Raw genomic sequence first — 20,021 nt, forward strand, 5'->3', positions numbered from 1 at the left:
CTGCCACTATGGAATTGCGTGAACCCCTGGACATGACGGCAAGGGATATGGCAATGTTTTACAATCGTGGACAGTCCTACACACCGCGTATCCGCCGCCTCGAAGACAGGGTGTTGCTCAATGCCACGCCCGAGGCGACCGTCGTCGACCTGCCCGACCAGGAACTGATCAACGACAGCTTCTCGTTCGCCGTCAATTTCGATAATACCTCGACCGCTCCGGCGGATATCGGCTACGGCCCGTTCGTCGACGTCACCGTCGAGCCCGGCGTCGACATCAACAGCGTGACCTATCTTGGCACACCCGTCACGGCCCAGACCGTCGGCACATGGGACGGCGCCAACTGGGTCGATGCGGGCGGCAACGTCGTCTCCGCGCATCCGCTCGGCGCCAACATGGCCCCGCCCACCGGCACGGAAATCGGCCAGACCTGGATCAACATTCTCGTGCCGTTCGGCAGCTACGCGCCGGACCAGCCGGTCGCCCGCCTCGATTTCACCGCCACGCTTGCCGAAAGCCCAGACGGCATCGAACCGGGCGCCGTGCCCGGCGATCCGATCGACATAACCGCACGCGCCGGCTTCCAGTTCGGCGCCGACGCGCTCGACAATCCGACGACCGACGCGCCAATCCAGCAGGGCGGCACCAGTTCCGATGCGATTACGCCGATCGTCATGCGGCTGGAAAAAGCCGTGCAACTGCCGGAAGGCGAGACGGCGCAAGGACCGAACTTCCCGTTCACCTACACGATCTCGATCGACGTCGCGACCAACATCACGGTCAGCAACGTCAACGTCAGGGATCTGTTGCCGACCAACCTGTTTTTCCTGAACGCCACCACGACTGCGGCCGCAACCAGCGCCATCGCGCCGGGCGTCGGAGGCACGCCGCAAGGCATCCCCGGCCTCGACACGGTAACGACGGCCGAATGGTCCTTTGCCAGTGTCGTCGGCAGAGCCGGCACCGGCGATATCGTCATCACCCTGTCGGCCTATGTTCCCGAGCGCGATGCGGCGGGCGTCGAGATCATCGACCCCTTGAACCCGCATATCGCGATTGCCACCAACAATGCCAGCGCGGATGCCATGTACAACGGCATCCCGGTCGACGGTACGACGGCCGGCGACCTTCAGGACAGCGTCGACATCATCATCCGTCCCTACACGGTTCTGAAAACGGTCGCCGTGGAAGGCGGCGGCCCGCCGGTTCCCGGCAAGTTCCTGCGCTACCAGGTCGAAGTCGACATCTCCGACTATCAGGCCTTCCAGTCGGTGATCATGAACGACGTGCTGTCGGACGGGTTGACCTTCGATACGACCGACAATGCCAGCCTGGAACACATCCCCGTGCTGCAACTGGTGCAGAACGGCCAGGTGATCCTGATCGACCTGCGACGGGTCGTGCTGCCGGGCGATGCACCCGAAATTCAGACGGCGTTCCAGGCAAACGGAACCGAAACCTTGACCTTCCTGGTCGGCAATGCCCTGCGCAACCACGGCTATGACGAACGATTGGTGGGCGATCTCTTCAACGGCGACCCGCAACAGGGCGCAACCACGCTGACGCTCGTCTATTTCGCGCGGATCGAGGAAAACTACCGCGTCACGACCCGCGGCGCGGTCGTCGTCAACGACCAGTTGTCCAACAGCATCAACATGACGGCGAACAGCGCAGTGCCCGGCGGCGGAGCAGCGGATCCGGACGGCTCGCAAAGCAGCGTCACCGTGCCAGCTCCGGCGCCGCAGAAATCCGTCTATGCGGTCAATGGCACGGTCGGCAATCCGGGGACCGTGTCGCCCGGCGACCTCGTCACCTACCGGATCCGCATCGTGCTCACGAGCGACAACGTCAACGACCTCGTCATCACCGACTATCTGCCGCTGCCCGTCTATGACGTCGACCCCAACAGCAGCGGTCAGCAGAACAGCAACGGCTTCACCTTTGTCGATACACAGGGCGGCGTGCCCGTCGCCTACACCATCATCCGCGGACCGGACGACACCCTGACGGGCGCGGGCAGGGTCGCGGGCGCCCCCTCGGTCTCCACCAACGATCTGACCAATGCTCTGCGCATGGCGTTTCAAAATTTCGCCGAGGACGCGAATGTCGGCGGCATCATCGATCTGCTCTATACCGTGGTCGCCACCGACCAGCCATTCGCCGATGGCCTGCTGCTGGTCAACCAGGCCGTTATCCAGACCGGCGACAGTCAGAACACGATCGTTCTCGAGCAGAACACGATCGGCCAGATCATCCTGCGCCAGCCGGTGCTGTCGCTGACCAAGGGCGTGGTCGCGACCAACGCCAACGGCGCCGTCGACAATTCGCTCGCCTTCAATCCCTCGGCCGTCGGACCGTCGAAACTGACGTTCGCGGTTGGCACGCCGGGTTTCAGCACGACCTCGCCCTTGACCAGCGCCGACCTGCTGGCCACGCCGATCACCAGCGACCTCTCCGGCATCGATGCCGGCGACACCGTGAAGTTCGCGATCGTGATCCAGAACACCGGCGGTCAGGACGCCTTCGATATCCTGATCAGGGATCAGCTCCCGCCCGGCTTCATCATTCCACCCGGCGCCGTGCTGCAGCTTGATGTGCGGTATGGCGATGGCACGGCGGTCGCATCCTTCAGCGGCGATCTGTTCGGCCCGGGCGGATTGCTGATATCGGACAGCCCTGGAACCGGTTCGATTGCAGCCGACGGCGCCAATGACGGCCGCAACATCATCATCATCACCTACCAGTTGATCGCCGACGACACCATCGACCCGGGGATCACCGTTCAAAATGCCGCGGAACTCGTGTCCTACGCCGCCAACGAAGGCGGCGCCGACTTTACCGCAGGGGTCGATGGCCAGTTTACCGACCAGGTGGCGCTGGTCACACAAGGGGTAACGATCGGCAAGCGGCTGATCGCAACCGACCAGCCCTTTACCTCCGGCAACGACCTGACGATCGGCGAAATCGCGACGTTTCAGGTTGCCGTTACCTTTCCGGATGGCGACACGCCGGCAACCGTCACGGATACCCTGCCCCAAGGCATGGTGCTCGTCGGCACGCCGATCCTGCGCCTGACCTTCGTCAACGCCGCCGGCCAGACCGTGACCTTCGACGGGACGGTCGCGCAAGGCGGTCTGCTGGCCGACGGCGCGGCGCTCAGCTACACGCTTTCGGGCAACGTGCTGACCTTCAATTTTAGCAATGTCACGGCGAATGCCGGACCCGGCACCGTGCTCGCGGGCCAGACCTTCGTCATCGAGTACCAGCTGCGCGCCAGTGACGACCCGGCCCTGCAGGCGGGCGTGACGGTCACCAATTCCGCCGTGCTCGACACGCCGACGACGCTGCCGACGGCACCGGCTCAGGCGCCGGTCGATATCGTCGAACCCAGCCTTTCGATCGTCAAGGAATTCCTGCCCGACGTCGCCCAGGGTGGCCAGCTCATACAGATGCGGCTGACGGTGCAGAACTCTTCGGCCGCCACCAGCACGACATCCTTCGGTCTGCAGATGACCGACGACGACCTGCCGCTCGACTGGTTCACGAGCCTCGTGCTGACGTCTAAGACCGGAACCGGCGCCGTCAATACGGCGCTGGTGAATGTGACGATCACGCAGGATAGCGTCAACGGCTTCTGGATCATCACGGTCGCTGACACCAACCCCAACTTTGCGATCGCACCGGGTGAACGGCTGGTGCTCAACTTCGCCATGCGCGTCGATCCGGCGATCGCCACGGGCAGCACGTTGCCCAACGTCGCTGTTATCCCCGATGGCGGCTATACCTCGCTGCCCGGGGTCGACCCCAACGAGCGCCGCTTCGAACAGGTGACCGGCACCGATACGCTGACGATCCTGGCGCCGCAGATCACCAAGACCCTGATCAACACGTCCTATGGCGGCACGGAAAATCTCTTGCCGACCGATCCCGGCTATATCGCCGATACCGATCCGAACGTCCTCGTCGGCGAGATCCTGATCTATGAGATCCGCGTGCCGATCCCGCGCGGGACATCGGGCAATGTCGTCGTCTATGACGATACCGACTTCCTGACGGATCCGGGTTCGCAAGGCGTGATCAAGATCCTCGGCATCGACCGCTGGTTCGTCGGCAGCGCACTGCAATTGTCCGGCACGCCGCAGTTCTCGATAACCGATCCGGATGGCAACGGCATCGACAGCCGCATGCAGTTCGACTTCGGTACCATCCTCAACAACGGTGGGGCCAACGCGGAAGATGAAATCATCGTCATCGTCCTGCGCGCGCAGGTCATGAACGTCCTTGAGACCGACGACGGCGACGTCCACACCAACGGCAGTGCGGTGACGTTTACGGTCGGCGACGATCCGGTTTTTGTCGTTCCATCGGTGAATGCCGTCGTTACCATCCGTGAGCCGGCGATCGATGTTGTCAAGACCGCCACGACACCCGACTCGACGACCGACGCCGGCGATGTCGTCACCTATACGCTGACGATCCGCCACAACGGCACCTCGACCGCCGACGGCTTCGAGCTCGACCTTCGCGACCAGCTGCCCCCGGGCATGATCCTGATCAACGGCTCGGTGACGATCCAGGGCGGAACTCCCGCCTTCGGGCTCGATCCGCTGCAACTGAGCGACGTAACCCTTGATCTCGCCAACAATCGCGTGCTGGTCAACGGCTTCGACCTGGGTCTTGGCCAGGTGGTCACCATCAGCTACCAGGCGACCGTGGCGGCGAATGTCGTCTCGGGCCAGGTTCTGAGCAACACCGTCGATCTCACCTACAAGTCACTGCCCGACATCGACGTGGTCGACGGCGTGGATCCCTCCACCGAGCAGAACATACCCGGGTCCGTGAGCGAACGCCGCGACGGCTCCGATGGCGGGCCGAGGACAGACCAGTTGTTGCTCGACAACTACGCCTTCCAGACGACCGCGACGGTAACCATCGCCCAACCCGGACCGGTCGTCAAAACCAGCGACAGGACGACCTATACGATCGGCGAGGAGATTTCCTACACGATCACCGTGCCGCTGATCGAGGGGCTGACGGTCAACCCGCGCCTGGTCGACATCCTTCCGCGCGGCTTCGTCTTCGTTCCGGGCAGCGGCCTCGCCGTCGACGGCAACGGCAATGCGCTCGTGATCGACAGCGCCACCTTCGTGACCACGAATGGCGTGCAGACGCTCACGCTCGATCTCGCCGACATCACAACCACGGGCGACAACAACCCGAACAACGACTTCATCCGCGTCACCTTCCGCGTGCAGGTGCTGAACGTGTTCGACAACGCCAACGGCATGGTCAAGGTCAACACGGCGACCTTCACCTCCGATTTCGAGCCAACCCGGACGGATACGGTCGACGTCAGGATCGTCGAGCCGCAACTGACCACCCTCAAGACCAATGATGCGCCGGGCCCAGTCGATGCCGGCGACATCCTGACCTTCACGGTCAGCGTCGCGCACGGCGTCTCCTCGACGGCAAACGCCTACGAATACGCCTTCCGCGACACGATGCCGGCGGGCCAACGCGTCATCGGCATCGTCAGTGCCAGCATCAACGGCGTGAATGTCAGCGCGCAGATCGGCTTCAACGCGACGAGCGTCTTCTCGCTGCCCGGAGCAAACCTCGACATCCCGCTCGGCGCGACCTTCACGCTCGTCTACCAGGTGGAAATGGAGGACACGATCGGGCCGCGACAGACGCTGACCAATCTCGTCGAAGGCGACTGGAGTTCGCTCGACGGGCAGGTCAACCCCGGCGCACTGGATGGCGAGCGCATCGGCACGCTGACCTTCGACGCCAACACCTATATCAGTTCGGCGCAGAGCTCGGTGGTCACCGCCGACACCTTCGCGGTCGAGAAAAACGTCGCCGGGCCGGATCTGCTGTTCACGATCGGCGAACGGGTCGACTACATCATCGACGTCAAGGTCTTCGAAGGCACGCTGAAGAACGTCGCCATCATCGACGTGCTGGTGCCCGGACTTCGCATCGACCTGAGCACGTTGGCGATCGCCAATGTCGGCTTTGCCGGCGCGCTGGTGTCGATCCGCAACCCGGTGGTGACGGTCGACGCGCTCGGCTACACGATCCTGACCTTCGAACTCGACAACGATGCGGCACCCGGCTCCAACATCGTCAACCCCGGCGATCCCGCACCCAACGCGGCAAACAACGACACGATCCGTATCGTTTACCAGGCCGTCGTCGAAAACGTTCTTTCGAACCAGCAGGGACAAAACCTGATCAACGTCGTCGTCGGTCGGGCCGACGACGTCTCCCTTGCCGGCGGGGTAGAGGCGATCGGCATCATCGAGCCGCACCTGGTCGTCGACAAGCAGCTGCTAACCCCGAACGTCCCCGTCGACGCCGGCGACGTCATGCAGTTCGAAGTGCTTTTGACCAATGACGGTCTGTCGACCGCCCATGACGTGACGTTCGTCGACACGCTTACCGCCAATGCCCGGTTCACCGTGGCAACCGCCTTCGACAGCGCCGGCAATGTCGTGGGGACCTTCACGATCTCGGGCAACGGCCAGCAACTCAACGGATCGGGCATGACGATCGCCGTCGGCGACTTCGTGCGCGTCGTCTATTCGGTGGTCGCCTCCGACACGATCCAACCCAACGACGTGATCACCAACAATGCCGATGTGCGCTGGACCTCGCTTGCCGGCACCAATCCGGACGAGCGAACCGGCGCTGACGGACCCGGGCCCGACAACGTCGTGCTCAACAACTATGTCGGGCAGGATACGGTGACCGTAACGGCCAGCGCCTTCCCGGTATCTGTCGACAAGGCCGTGGTCGATACCAGCGTTGCCCAATCCCCGGGCACCAACGTGGTGGTCGGCGAGATCGTCACCTTCCGTTTGCGCGTCAATCTTGCGGAGGGAACGACGCTCGGCCTGCTCCTGAGCGATATCCTGCCGGCCGGCCAGCGCTACATCCCCGGTTCGATCGTCGTCGTCGCCGGCAATTCCGGCGCGACGCTCTCCTTCGATCCAGCAAACGTGACCGTCGACGCGAACAACGTCCTGATCATCCCGCTCGGCACCGTCGTCAATCCCGGCGACAACGATGCGACCAACGACTATGTCGATATCACCTATAGGGTCGTCATCGAGAACGACGCCGTCAACGTCATCAACGGCGCCAACCTCGCAAACACCGTAACCTTGACCTCCGACCACGGCGCAACGGATACAGCCACGGCAACGGTCACCGTTGTCGAGCCACAGCTGACCATCGACAAGGCCGTCAACGCGCCGTTCGTCGCGATCGGCGAAAGCGTCGGCTATACGATCACCGTCGCGCATGCGCCTGGTTCGGCCGTAGATGCCTTCGATGTGGTCGTGTCGGATCCGTTCGGCGACCCCTTCCTGCTGCTCGATCCGGCATCGCTCACCGCCGTCATCGTCAACGGTGCGGGGCTGCCGGCTCCGATCGTCGAAATCGTCGGCAGCGGCTTCCGCATCACCGTGCCCGTGCTTCCCGTCGGCGCCGTGCTGCAGATCAGTTTCGACGCGATCGCGCAGAACATCGCCGCGGCCAATGGCGAGGCATCCACCAATGTTGCGACCGTCGAATACGACACGGTGCCGGGCACAGACACGCCCGACGAACAACGCGATTATGTCACCAACGACGACGCGACCGTGACGATCGCCGGCCCTGACCTCCAGGTCATCAAGGACGCGTCGCTATCGCTCGTCGCGCCCGGCCAGATCTTCAGCTACACGATCCAGGTGCTGAACACTGGCGCGCCCAATGTCAGCGCCGGCAGCATCGAGCAGGCAAGAAACGTGGTGCTGACGGATACGCTTCCGGTTGATATCACCCTGTTGACGGTCACGGTCGACGGTGTGCCCACCGCGTTCAGCGTCGATCCGGCCACCCGGCAGTTCAGCATCGACCTTGGCACGATGGACGAGGGTCAGACGCGCATCATCACGCTGATAGCGCGCCTCGACGATCCGCTGTCGCCGATCACGACAGACGGGCCGGACCGGTTCTTCCTCATCAATACGGCAACTGCCACGCTCGACCAGCCGGACCCGACGCCTGAAAACAACACCGACACCGCAACGATCGCGCCGATCGGCACCGCCCCGGATCTGGTCGTCACCAAGACCAACGCTGTCGAGGAGACCGGCGGCAGCGAAACCGTGGTCTTCACCATCACGGCACAGAACGTCGGCAACCGCGTCGCCGCGCAGGTGGAGGTCATCGACTTCATCGACACCCGTGTCTTCGACTTCGTGTCGGCCAGCAACGGCGGCACCTTCGACGCGGCAACCGGCAGAGTGATCTGGCAGTTCAATACGCTGTCACCCGACGACGGCGTATTGACGCTCACCATGACGCTGCAGGTCAAGCCGGGTCTGCCCGCCTTTATAGATCAGACGACCAACAACATCCTCATCGAGGACAACGGCCTCGGCGGCGAGGACCCGACCCCAGAAAACAACACCGACAGCCACACCGATCAGCTGATCTATCCGGACCTGGTGGTGACAAAGACCAACGACGTCGAGGAAGTCACGCCCGGCGATATCGTCAGCTATCAGATCACCGTCAGCAATGTCGGCCGGTTCATGGCCGACGGGGTGCGTGTGGTCGACTTCGTCGATCCGCGTCTCTTCCGCTTCGTCAGCGCCAGCGACGGCGGCGTCTATGACGCGGCGAGCGGCCAGGTCGTCTGGGACCTCGGCACGCTTGAGGCCGGCGCGGGCCCGCGCATGCTCACCATGGTCGTCGAGGTGATCTTCCCGCCTTCGAACGACCTCCAGCACACCGTCAACCTCGTCGTCATCACTTCGGACGGAACCCGAGGCCAGGACGCCAACATCTTCAACAATTTCGATATCCACCTCGACCGGTTCACCCCCGGGATCGATCCGGCGGAAATCGATGCCATATTGCGGCGCGACGACATCGACAGGTTCGAGGAGGAAGAAGACGACCTTCTCTACATCTCGCCGATGCTGACCGGCCGCGCCGCCGTCGGCTCCTATGTCTCGGTCACTCTGATCGCGCCGGACGGTCGCCGCGTCGAGCTCGGATCGGCGCTGACGTCTGCCAGCGGCGAGTGGATCATCACCATGCCCGACATGCGCGGGCGCGGACCGATCTCGGCGATCATCACGACGGCGCCGCCGGTGCTGACCAGCCTCGGCGCGCTCGATGCCAACAACGTCTTCTACAATCCCGGCGGCGATTCACCGATCGCGTTCCAGCGCCGCTTCGACCTTTTCAGCGTCAGCGACGGCGGCAGCGATGCAGTTCTCCAAGCCCAGATTGCCGCCAGCGAAGATCCCTATGCCCTGACGTCGCGGCGGTTCATCAACTTCAACAGGATTGGAGCGGCAGGGATAACGATGCAATAGCGTCGATGAGGCTGCGATCCGGCAACCACACCGGGTGGGCGCGGTCACCGCCGCGCCGAAGCCCTTTGCGTCATTTCGCTCTGCTCTGGATGACGTCAGCGCTGCGCCGCATGATGAGACATGTCGTATTTTCCATCCGTGAATACGGCGTGTCTTTTAAAGACAGAAATAATATTGAGACATGGAAGAACGATCGCTCGCCATGGATCCGCACCACCATCGGTGCCAAATATTTTACCCACCCCTACGATGAAAAATTGCGGCCTGGCTCAAATTCACCGGAACGAATTATTTTTACGTCACTCAGGAGTTTGGGCCTGAACGACCCTTAACACGGGAGATTATTATTATTGTTCTGGACATTTACTTATCATGAACAGTCAAGCAGAATGATAAAACTCTCTGGCAACAAGACCCTTTGAAGCCCATCGTCGGTAGCGAACGGACTCCATCGAAATTGCGCTGGAAATAGATTCGATCCGTCCGATCGGATTCTTGATCGAGCCAAAGCCTCTGCTGCGGGTTCCTTTAAGGCCATTCATCGTCGCAGCGTGTCGCCAGCAGGATCTGGCTACCGCGCAAGCAGAGTGAAAAAGAGCCCGTCATGAAAAGCCTCCTTCCCGCGCGCCTGCACAACTACGATTTCAGCCCGATCTTCGTGGCGAGTGGATTCACGCTTGCCGTGGGCATCATCATCTATGGTTCCCTGTTCGGCCGCATCCTCTAGCAGGATGCCGATACCCGGAAGGGCGGCGCAACGACTGCTGCCAATCATGACACCGCCGGCGAATTCGGCTTATCGCGGACCGTCTCGCACGTCGGATGGCGCCGCTCGGTGCAGCGACACCAGACCGCCGAGGGCGGCAAGCGTCGCCGCGATCACGTCGACGGTCGGCTGATCGACATCGACGATCACCGTCAGCGGCTCGCCGATCGGCTCTTCCAACGTTGCCAGCTGCGTGTCGAGCAGCGAAGCAGGCATGAAATGCCCTTCGCGATGCTGCATCCGGGCGGCCAGAACCGAGTGGGAGCCTTGGAGATAAACGAAGGCCAGATCGCCGCTGGTACTTTCACGCAGCAGGTCGCGATAGCTCCGCTTCAACGCCGAGCAGGAAACCACGACCGGCTTGGCGTTTTCGGAAAGTTCACGTCCGATCTCTCGCAGCCAGGGCCAGCGATCGTCGTCGACAAGCGGGATGCCGGCCGACATCTTGGCGATATTGGCCTGCGGGTGCAGGGCATCGCCCTCGATAAAACGGTAGCCGAAGGCTCTCGCGACCGCCTCACCGACAGACGTCTTGCCGCTGCCGGAAACGCCCATGACGACGATCGAGCCGGCAAACGTCGGTCGGCTTGCAGCAGGTGACGCGTTGGGGCTCGCCATGGATCGGGTGTCTCTCCGGTGCAGGATTGCGACTGATGCCGCTGATAACGCCGCACCGGCGACGAGACAAGACGGATTTGCGACCTGGGCTTTTCCTGTTCGAGCAGAAAGGAAACGCCCCGTAGCTTTGCCCGAGGCAATTCCTGACGGAAAACCGCTTCGCACTTTTCCTGGAATTGCTCTAGCTCGCGACCCGCGGACGGGCGATATCGTTGACGCCCTCGTCGTCCGGCGCCTGACCATAGCTCATGCGGCGCATCTGGGCGATGACACGCTGCATCTCGTCGTCAGGCAGAACCGGTGGCTCGCCGAGCGTGAGTGCCTGCACATACATGCGCGAGAGCGTCTCGATCTCGATTGCCATCCACAACGCCGATTCCAGCGTCTTGCCGAGCGAAATCTGGCCGTGCTGGCCGAGCAGGCAGGCGGTGCGATCCTTGAGCGCCACGAGCGCATTGTTGGAAAGCGCCTGGGTGCCGAAGGTCGCATATTCGGCGCAGCGGATCGTCGTGCCACCGGCAATGCCGGTCATGTAGTGGAAGCTCGGAATAGTCTTGTGATGGCAGGCAAGCGTCGTCGCATAGATCGAGTGGCAATGCAGGACCACGTTGATATCAGGGCGTTCGCGCAGGATGTCGCGGTGGAAACGCCACTCGGAGGACGGCCGCGGACCGGTGTAGTTGCCTTGAAAATCCATTTCCACCAGGTCTTCCGGCTGCATCGCCTCATAGGCAAGCGACGAGGGCGTAACGAGGAAGCCGTTGGCGGTGCGCACCGAAAGATTGCCGGCGGTCCCCTGGTTGATGCCGCTCGAATTCATCCGGCGGCAGATGTCCACCATCTCGCGGCGGAGGGAGAGAATATCGGGCTCGGTCATGGGGCTTTCCTTTCGATCTGTCATTGAAGAACGGGTTCGGTCCGGCGGCGCGCGGTGGCGCGCCAGCGGGCCGCGTAATCGGCAATTGCCGCGCTCAGCGGCGCGATGTCTGCAGGGTCCGCCAGAAAGAGCGGTGCGGGCTCGCTTCGGGTGCCTTGACCGGCGAGAAGCGCGGCGCCCGACGCGACGCCATAGGCATCGAGACTGAACTTTACCTGCCGCCCAGGCAGCAAGGCCGCGACCAGGCGGGCATAGACCGGGTCTCTGAGGAAACTGCCGTCGAGCACGACGAGAGGCCCCGCCCCCAGCGCGTCGACACATTCGGCGGTCAAGAGCGCACAATAGACGACCGCCAGCGCCTTGCGCTCCATCGGCGTCTCAGGCTTGCGCCCGGCGATATAGCCCTGTCCGGCACTGCGGGGAAAAAGGCCGCTGTCGTCGCCGAAGGACGGCATTGCCATGGTTCCCCCGGCAATCAGGCGCCGGACGATCTGTTCGGGCACCGGTGCATCGGGCGGGTCCTCGCCCGCGACATGCGAAAATGCGCGTCCACCCATGGTCAGCACACCGCCGAGCGGCTTGCCGAACACGTCACTGTTAAGCGTCATGCCCCTTTCTTCGTCGAGGCTTTCGAGCGGCGTCTGGCCGCAAAAGCCGACAATCCAGGTTCCGGTGGAAATGACGGTAAAATCCCGCAGGCCGGCGGCGTGGTAGCGGTAATGGTTGAGGCTGCTATCGTGTGCGCCGGCAAGGACGCGTAGCTCTTGCGGCAGACCACAGCGCCGCGCCAACTCTGCGCGCACCGGCCCCAGATCCTGCCAGGCATCGGCAAAGGCCGGCATCAGCCGGCCCCAGCCGCGCGCATCGACGATCGGCGCAAAACGCCGTTGCGCAACGTTCCAGAGGTGCGACTGCGCGCCGAGCAGGCTTGCTTCCGATGCCGCCACGCCCGAAAGACGCCAGGCCCAGTATTGCGGCAGGCCCAGATACCAGCGCGCCCGCGAGAATGCATGCGGTTCACGCTCCTGCATCCAGTAGAGCTGCCGGGCCTGGTGCGTCGCGGCGTGCATCGTCGCGCTGCCGCGGTCGAAGAACGAACCGGCAAGCGGCGCGTAGCCCGCCCTGATTACCTCGGGCGGGGCCTGTTCGTAGTCGATCATCGGCAGGGCCGCGCCATCACCCTGCTCAGGATCGTCGCCGACCAGCACGCCGCCGGAACCATGTCCGCAGGCGACGAAAGTGGAAAACGGGTGGCGCCGGGCAAGCTGCGCGAGGCCCGAAAAGACCCACTCGCCGATCGCGCCGAGATCGTGATGCCGCCAGGGCGGGCCAGGCAGCACCGGGTTGGCGATGGTGAGCGTCTCGAGCACGGCGCCATCGGCCGTCACGGCATTGAGCTTGACGTTGGTCTTGCCGACATCGAGCACCGCAATCGTGCCCTCGTCGTTGCGTGATCGTGTGAGCACGATGCCGCACCTCCCTCACTTTCAGCTCCGCCACGGACGGGCTCGCACCTTCAGATGAGCCCGTACTGTTTGGCCTTGTTGCGCAGGAACGGCAGGCCGTTGCCCATCACCTCTTCCTCGTCCTTGGCCACCGGCCGCCAGACGGCTAGTCCGTAGGCCACCTCCGGCGGCATGTTGATGAAGCTCTCCATGGCAAGGCCGCCCTTGAACCCGATCGCCGCAAGCGTCGCGAAAATCTCGTCCCAGGCGCAATTGCCGTAACCCGGCGTGCCGCGATCGCTCTCCGACAGGTGGATGTATTTGATGTGTTCGCGCGCATCGAGAATGCCGGTGCCGATGCCCTTTTCCTCGATGTTCATGTGGTAGGTGTCGAGATGCACGAAGACATTGTCGGCACCGACGCGCCGGATCGTGTCCACGGCCTGCCAGCCGGTGTTGATCAGGTGGTTTTCGTAGCGGTTGACCGCCTCGACGCCGAGTTCGATGCCGCGCGACTTCGCGTGTTTCGCCGCAGCCGTCAGCACGCGGGCGATGTTGTCGTATTCGACTTCGGTCGGCGGGACGCCCGTGCGCTCACCGATGCCGCCATAGATGACGCCCGACAATGCCTCACCACCGAGATCGGCGGTCTTGTCGATGGCGATCTTCAGGTGTTCGATCGCGGCATCGGGGCGGACCGAAGCCCAGGCGCGCTCGGGAAGGCCGAGCGAGCAGACGGCGCGCAGCTTGTTTTTTTCGAGCAGCGCCTTGGTGTGCGCTGTGTCGACGGCGGGAGGATTGAGCATCGGTATCTCGATGAAATCCACCTTGTACTTGACCGCCGCCGCGACCGCCCGCTCGGCGCCGGGCCGATCCCAATTCATGGTCCACATGCTCGTATGGACGCCAAAACCCTGCATGATCACGTTCCTTTTCTGACGAATGAAATCTTGAACTTGGACGCGGCAAACCGCAGCACCATGACGCCGACGAGAAGCAGGCCCCAGACGGCGGTGGCGAGGTGCTGGTTGGCGCCGATCAGGTTGAGCCCCGAGGACAAAAGCTGCAGCACGATGAGCGCCACGAACACCGGGATGACCCGGCCGAAACCACCGAACGGATTGACGCCGCCGAGGAAGCAGGCAAGCACGGTAATCAGCAGATAGGACTCGCCGTGACCGATGCGCACCGAGTTGAACCGCGCCAGCATGATGATGCCGGCAATGGCGCACATGGCGCCCGAGAGCGTGTAGACGAGCACGATCACCTTGCGGGTATTGATGCCGGAATAGCGGGTCGCCTCGAGATTGGAGCCGATCATGTAGGTGTTGAAACCGAGCTTCGTGCGCGTCAGAAGCACATGCCAGGCGAGCACGCAGACGATGAAGACGATCAGCGGCACCGGTATGCCCGCGATCGAGCCGTGACCGAGCGGCCCGATGAAGGCCGGAAAGCCGGAGACATCGCCGCCACGGGTCAGGAACTCGCCGAGACCGCGCAGGAAGATCATCATCGACAGCGAGACGAGGATCGGGTGCGCGCGGGTAAAGGCGATGACCAGACCCATGACCACGCCACTTGCTGCGCCGACCGCGACCGCAAGGATGCAGCCGAGCGCGAAGGCGCCGGCACCCGCATCCGCACCGCCATTGGCCTGCAGCACCCAGGCAAGCGTCAGCCCAGCGATATTGGCGGTGAAGGTCACCGCCAGGTTCAGGCCACCGGTCAGGATCGGCAGCAGCATGGCGAGTGTCAGAAGCCCCAGTTCGGGCAGCTGGAACGCGACCGAGCCGAAGGTCGCCGCACTCAGGAACTGCGGCGAGGCAAGGCCGAATACCAGGATGACGGCGATGAGCGCCAGGCCCGGACCCGCCATCTCCGGTCCGAACCATGCCTTCAGGCGATCAGAAAAGGATGTCATCGGCGTGCACCTTTCTGGCTGGCGAAGGGGAAAAGCCGTTCGATGCTGGTGTTGGACAGCGTGATGGCGACGAGGATGATGGCGCCGACGATCATCTTGAAGGCGAAGGGAGAGACGCCCATCAGGTTCAGGCCGTTCTGGGTGATTGCCACCAGGAGAACGCCGAGCACGCAGCCGAGCACCGAGCCCTTGCCGCCGCCGAGCCTCGCACCGCCGAGAACGACGGCGGCGAGCACGTCGAGTTCACGCCCGTAAAGCGCGTTCGGCACCACTTCCTGGGCATAATGCGCCTGCACCAACCCACCGATACCGGCCATCAATCCGAGCCAGCCGAAGGCGATGAACTGCATGGCGCCGATGTTGATGCCGAAGCGGCGCGCGCCTTCCGGGTTGTCGCCAAACGCGTAGAGCTGCCGGCCGGTGGTCGTGCGCGTGATCAGCACCCAGGTGGCGATGACGCACAACACCATCACCAGCACCGGAAGGGTGAGCTCGATCCAGCTGCCGTCGGCCATTTCATGCTCGAACAGCACGACGCGATCGGTCAGCCATTCCGGCAGGTCGTAGATCGACACGCCCTTGGTGAAGAACATCAACAGGCCGAAATAGATGTTGAAGGTGGATATCGTCGCGACGATCGAGATGACGCGGAAACGGTGGATCAGAAGCGCGTTGATCGCGCCGAGGCAGATGCCGATCGACCCGGCGATGACGAGGCCGGAGATCCAGCCGCCGCCACCGATCCAGCCGAGCGCGATCGCCGTGCCGTACTGCACGACCGAGGCGGCAACCGCAAAGGAGATGTCGATGCCGCCGGCAATCAGCACCACCAGCAGGCCGACGGCGAAGATGATGTTGACCGAACTGGTGTTCAGCAGATCGAAGGCGTTGCCGAGGGAGAAGAAGTTGCTCGTTGCAAACGACAGCACCATGCAGATGACGGTTATGACGGCAAGCAGCGCGACCTCGGTTGCATGGGTGCGGGCGAAACTATGCATAGACAGCCCCCTCGATTTCGGCGAGCGGCACGGCGCGAGGGTCATACTCTCCAACGATGCGGCCCTGCGCCATGTGCAGCACCCGGTCGGCGTTGAAGTAGACCTCCGGCACTTCGTCGGAGATCAGGATGATCGCAAGCCCCGTCTCCGCAAGCTTGGAAACGATATCGAAGATGCCGGCGCGCGCGCCGACATCGACGCCGACCGTGGGCGAATCGAGGATCAGGAGCTTCGGGTCGGTCGCGAGCCACTTGGCAATGGCGACGCGCTGCTGGTTGCCGCCCGACAGCGTCGAGATAGGATCGCCTTGACGGCCGATCTTTACGCCGAGATCAGCGATCCAGCCGGCGACGAGCCTGCGCTTGCGCTCATCCGACAGGAAGGCACCGGACATGATCTTGCCGAGCGAACTGATGACCAGATTGTCGGCGATCGATTGCGGCTGGATGAGCCCGAGCGACAGTCGATCCTCCGAGAGATAGGCGACACCCGCCTTGATCGCATCACGGTTGGAGGAAAAGTGCACAGGCCGGCCCTCAAGTGTAATCGTGCCGGCAGCCGGCTTCAGCATGCCGAACAGCGTCTGTGCCAACTCCGTCCGCCCGGCCCCGAGAAGGCCCGTGATCCCGAGCGTCTCGCCGCGCCGGACGGTCAGGGAGATGTCGTCGAACTGGCCGGGACGGCTCAAACCCTTGACGTCGAGAACGACGGGCTGGTCGCCGCGCGACCTGGCGCGGACCTGCTGGTCGAAGGTCTTGCCCGTCATCAGCTCGGTGATGCGCGACTGCGTCATGCCGGCCGCGGGATAGACGCCGACCAGCGCGCCGTCTCGAAGAACGGTGATGCGGCTTGATATCTCCAGCACTTCCGCAAGACGGTGGCTGACGAAGACGACGGCGACGCCTGCGGCCGAAAGGCCGCGGACGATATCGAGCAGATGGTCGGTTTCCGATTGCGTCAGCGATGCGGTCGGCTCGTCCATGAAAACGAGTTTGGCTTGCCCGACCAGCGCGCGGGCGATCGCCACGATCTGGCGCTGGGCGATGGCATAGTCCTTGAGCGGCAGGTCGACGTCGAGCGTGATGCCGAGACGCTTCAGCGCGTCCGTCGCGATCTTGCGCATGCGGCCGTAATCGACCAGCTTCGGCCAGCGGCCGAGAACGGTCTGGAAAGCAATGTTTTCGGCAACGCTCATTTCGGGAAACAACGCCAGATCCTGCCAGATGACCTGGATGCCGCGATCCTGGGCCGTGACCGGCGACATGTGGGAATAGGTCTCGCCGTCATATTCGATCGAGGCGCCGTCGGCCGGGCGGTAGACACCCGTGATGATCTTGATGAGCGTGCTCTTTCCGCAACCGTTCTCGCCGGCGAGGCAATGCACCTCGCCCGGGCGAACGTCGAAGCTCACATTCTTGAGCGCCTTGACGCCCCCGAAGGTCATGTTGATGTCGTGCAGGGACAGGAGCGGCTTTTCGCTGCCTCCCGTGTTCGCAAGCTGGTGCATGAACAAGTGCCCTAAGGACCGTTTTGAAAGACGTGCCAGGCCGGCCGGAGCCGGCCCAGCAGCCGGGAGAACCCGGTGCATGCCCTCAGAGGCTCAACCGAGCCGTGGATGAGGCATGCAACAATTCAAGATGCGGCAGCGACCGTTGCACATCTGGCGCGCGGGTCGCTGCGGCCGATCACAATCCCATCGCTGCGAGATCGGCGACGGTGTCCTTGTTGATCGGCACGAGCTGATCAACGATGATGTTGCGGTTTTCGAAGTCCGGCTTGACCTTGCCGAGACCTTCGATCTCGTCGCCGTCCTTGACCTCTTCGCCCTTCATCAGCTTGTCGGCGAGCGTGACGAACACTTCACCGGCCTGCTTCGGGTTCCACATGAAGCCGCCTGAGATCGCATCGGACTTTACGAGTTTCTGGCCCTGCCCCGGAGAGAACGGCCCAAGCACGAAGATCTCGCCGACCTTGCGGCGCTCTTCGACCGCACGCCCTGCCCCGATCGGTCCCTGGCTGCCGAAGGCAAGAAAGCCCTTCAGGTTCGGATGGGCGGAGATCAGGTCGAGTGCCGTCGAACGGCTCTTGTCGACGTCCTCGGCCACGCCGTAGCGGTCGCCGACGAGCGTCATGTCGGGGTGGTTCTTCTTGATATAGGCGATGGCAGCGTCAGCCCAGGCATTGTGCAGGGGCACGGTCAGCGAGCCGACGAAGACCGCATATTCACCCTTGCCGCCCATCTTCTCGGCGAGCAGCTTGCCGTGCGCTTCGCCGAAGCCGGTCGATGACGCCAGCTCGAAGTCCCAGTCGGCGCCCTTCTGGCTCGGCGATTCATGGGTGATGACGATGATGCCCTTTTCCTTGGCCTTGGTCAGGACCGGTTCCAGGACCTTGGCATCGTTCGGCACCACGCCGATTACCTTCACGCCCTGGGCGATCAGATCCTCGATGGCGCGCACCTGCAGCGCCGGGTCGGCGCTCGTTGGGCCGACCATGAAGGCGTCGATACCGAGCTTTTGGCCCCGTTCCTTGATGCCGGCCTCCATGGCGTTGAACCACGGAATGCCGCCGATCTTGACCACGACGCCGACCTTGCCGGCATCCTGGGCGAATGCGGCGGCCGCACCGGCAAGCGAAAGCGATGTCGCTAGCGCCGCGACCAGAATTTTCTTGATCATGTCTCTCCTCCACTCGTTCCCCATCGGGAACACGCCCGGCTGCACGAAGCGCCGGCCTCCAGTTTCAAATCGCAACTGGCCGGGAACGAATTCCCGCCTCCCTGATCGCCGCCTCCTCAGACGGCCCATCCGTTTTGCACAATCGATATTTCTTGTTTGCACAATCGATGGTGCAAAGACTATTGTGCAGACTTAATCTTTCGTCAAGGGGAAATCGGCACTAAGACGATGAGGGAGGACCGGGATGACGAAGACCAGTAAGAAGAAGGCGACGATCTACGACCTGTCGGTGCTGTCAGGCAGCTCTCCCTCAACCGTGAGTGCAGTTCTGAACGGCACCTGGCAGAAGCGTCGGATCAAGGAGAGCACCGCCGCGCTGATCCGCGATCTTGCGGAAACCCATCAATATACCGCGAACCGCCAGGCGCGCGGATTGCGCAGTTCGCGCTCCGGCCTCATCGGCCTCCTCTTGCCCGTGCACGACAACCGCTACTTCTCCTCGATGGCGCAGACGTTCGAGGCGCATGTCAGAAGCAAGGGCCAATGCCCGATCGTCGTCAGCGCCAGCCGCGATCCGGAAGAGGAGCGAAGAACGGCCGAGACCTTGATCTCATACTCGATCGACGAGCTCTTCATCTGCGGCGCGACCGACCCGGACGGCGTGCACGAGGTCTGCGAGACCGTGGGACTGAAGCACATCAACATCGACCTGCCCGGCACCAAAGTTCCCTCCGTCATCAGCGACAACTACGAGGGCGGGCGCATGCTGACCGAGGCGATCATCCGCCGCTTCCCGGTGGATCAGCCACTTCGCGCCGATGAACTCTACCTCTTCGGCGGTCGCGACGACCACGCCAGCCGCGAGCGTATCCGCGGCTTTCGCGCCGTGAAGCGCGAGTTGCTGGGTGACGACCCCGACGGATGCATTCTACCGACCGGCTACGCACCCAACACGGCCAGGCTCGCATTCGAGGCTTTCTATGAGAAAAACGGCAAGCTGCCGCGTGCGCTGTTCGTCAACTCCTCGATCAACTTCGAAGGCCTGCTGCGCTTCATGGCCGGCCATCCGCACGAAAATTTCGCCGACCTTACCGTCGGGTGCTATGACTACGACCCCTTCGCTTCATTCCTGCCCTTCCCCGTCATCATGATCCGGCAGGATGTCGAGGGCATGATCACCAAGGCGTTCGAGGTCATCGAAGAAGGACGGCCGCAACCGCGCATCCATCTCATCAGCCCTGAACTCGTGCAGCCGCGCACAGCACTGACCGGCCCGCTCGACGCGCTCAAGGATATCGGCTGACGTCGTCACCACGGATTCTTCGGCGCATCGACGCC

General features: G+C 63.1%; 11 protein-coding genes. 3 read left to right on the forward strand and 8 right to left on the reverse strand.

The window, feature by feature from the left end; genetic code table 11:
• The first annotated feature begins 53 nt into the window (after positions 1-53).
• Together RTP54_RS16355 and RTP54_RS16360 are read left to right on the forward strand one after the other, a co-directional pair.
• Positions 54-9,380 carry an isopeptide-forming domain-containing fimbrial protein gene (locus tag RTP54_RS16355; RefSeq protein WP_312364159.1) on the forward strand — a complete coding sequence of 3,109 codons (9,327 nt, stop codon included), beginning with the start codon at positions 54-56 and terminating at the stop codon, positions 9,378-9,380.
• 604 nt (positions 9,381-9,984) lie between these two features.
• Entirely contained in the window at positions 9,985-10,107 is a 123-nt protein-coding gene (locus RTP54_RS16360) for a hypothetical protein (protein WP_312364161.1), read from the forward strand.
• A gap of 69 nt (positions 10,108-10,176) precedes the next feature.
• On the opposite strand, the gene RTP54_RS16365 is transcribed toward RTP54_RS16360, so the two are convergent.
• The 8 genes from RTP54_RS16365 to RTP54_RS16400 all read right to left on the reverse strand — a co-directional run bounded on the left by RTP54_RS16365 (position 10,177) and on the right by RTP54_RS16400 (position 18,683).
• Positions 10,177-10,764, reverse strand: coding sequence for a gluconokinase (locus tag RTP54_RS16365; protein ID WP_312364162.1), 588 nt, complete (start codon positions 10,762-10,764; stop codon positions 10,177-10,179).
• Between the two features lie 181 nt (positions 10,765-10,945).
• A complete protein-coding gene (locus tag RTP54_RS16370; protein WP_312364164.1) occupies positions 10,946-11,641 on the reverse strand; it encodes a class II aldolase/adducin family protein in 696 nt (231 codons plus the stop codon).
• Between the two features lie 20 nt (positions 11,642-11,661).
• Positions 11,662-13,107 (reverse strand): FGGY family carbohydrate kinase, encoded by a 1,446-nt coding sequence (locus tag RTP54_RS16375; protein WP_312364165.1) that lies wholly within the window; start codon positions 13,105-13,107, stop codon positions 11,662-11,664.
• A gap of 50 nt (positions 13,108-13,157) precedes the next feature.
• Positions 13,158-14,006 (reverse strand): sugar phosphate isomerase/epimerase, encoded by an 849-nt coding sequence (locus tag RTP54_RS16380; protein ID WP_312364166.1) that lies wholly within the window; start codon positions 14,004-14,006, stop codon positions 13,158-13,160.
• Between the two features lie 2 nt (positions 14,007-14,008).
• Positions 14,009-15,007, reverse strand: a complete 999-nt coding sequence (locus RTP54_RS16385) for an ABC transporter permease (RefSeq protein WP_112833040.1) — start codon at positions 15,005-15,007, stop codon at positions 14,009-14,011.
• Positions 15,004-16,005 carry an ABC transporter permease gene (locus RTP54_RS16390; RefSeq protein WP_312364169.1) on the reverse strand — a complete coding sequence of 334 codons (1,002 nt, stop codon included), beginning with the start codon at positions 16,003-16,005 and terminating at the stop codon, positions 15,004-15,006. The genes RTP54_RS16385 and RTP54_RS16390 overlap by 4 nt, the downstream gene beginning before the upstream one ends.
• Entirely contained in the window at positions 15,998-17,512 is a 1,515-nt protein-coding gene (locus RTP54_RS16395) for a sugar ABC transporter ATP-binding protein (RefSeq protein WP_312364171.1), read from the reverse strand. The genes RTP54_RS16390 and RTP54_RS16395 overlap by 8 nt, the downstream gene beginning before the upstream one ends.
• A 178-nt stretch (positions 17,513-17,690) precedes the next feature.
• A complete protein-coding gene (locus RTP54_RS16400; RefSeq protein WP_112807931.1) occupies positions 17,691-18,683 on the reverse strand; it encodes an autoinducer 2 ABC transporter substrate-binding protein in 993 nt (330 codons plus the stop codon).
• A 244-nt stretch (positions 18,684-18,927) separates the two neighbouring features.
• Here RTP54_RS16400 and RTP54_RS16405 point away from each other — a divergent pair, with 244 nt between their 5' ends.
• Positions 18,928-19,986, forward strand: coding sequence for a LacI family DNA-binding transcriptional regulator (locus RTP54_RS16405; protein WP_312364172.1), 1,059 nt, complete (start codon positions 18,928-18,930; stop codon positions 19,984-19,986).
• The last annotated feature ends 35 nt before the right edge of the window (positions 19,987-20,021 follow it).

Source organism: Ensifer sp. (genome assembly GCF_031989085.1).
GTDB lineage: Bacteria > Pseudomonadota > Alphaproteobacteria > Rhizobiales > Rhizobiaceae > Ensifer.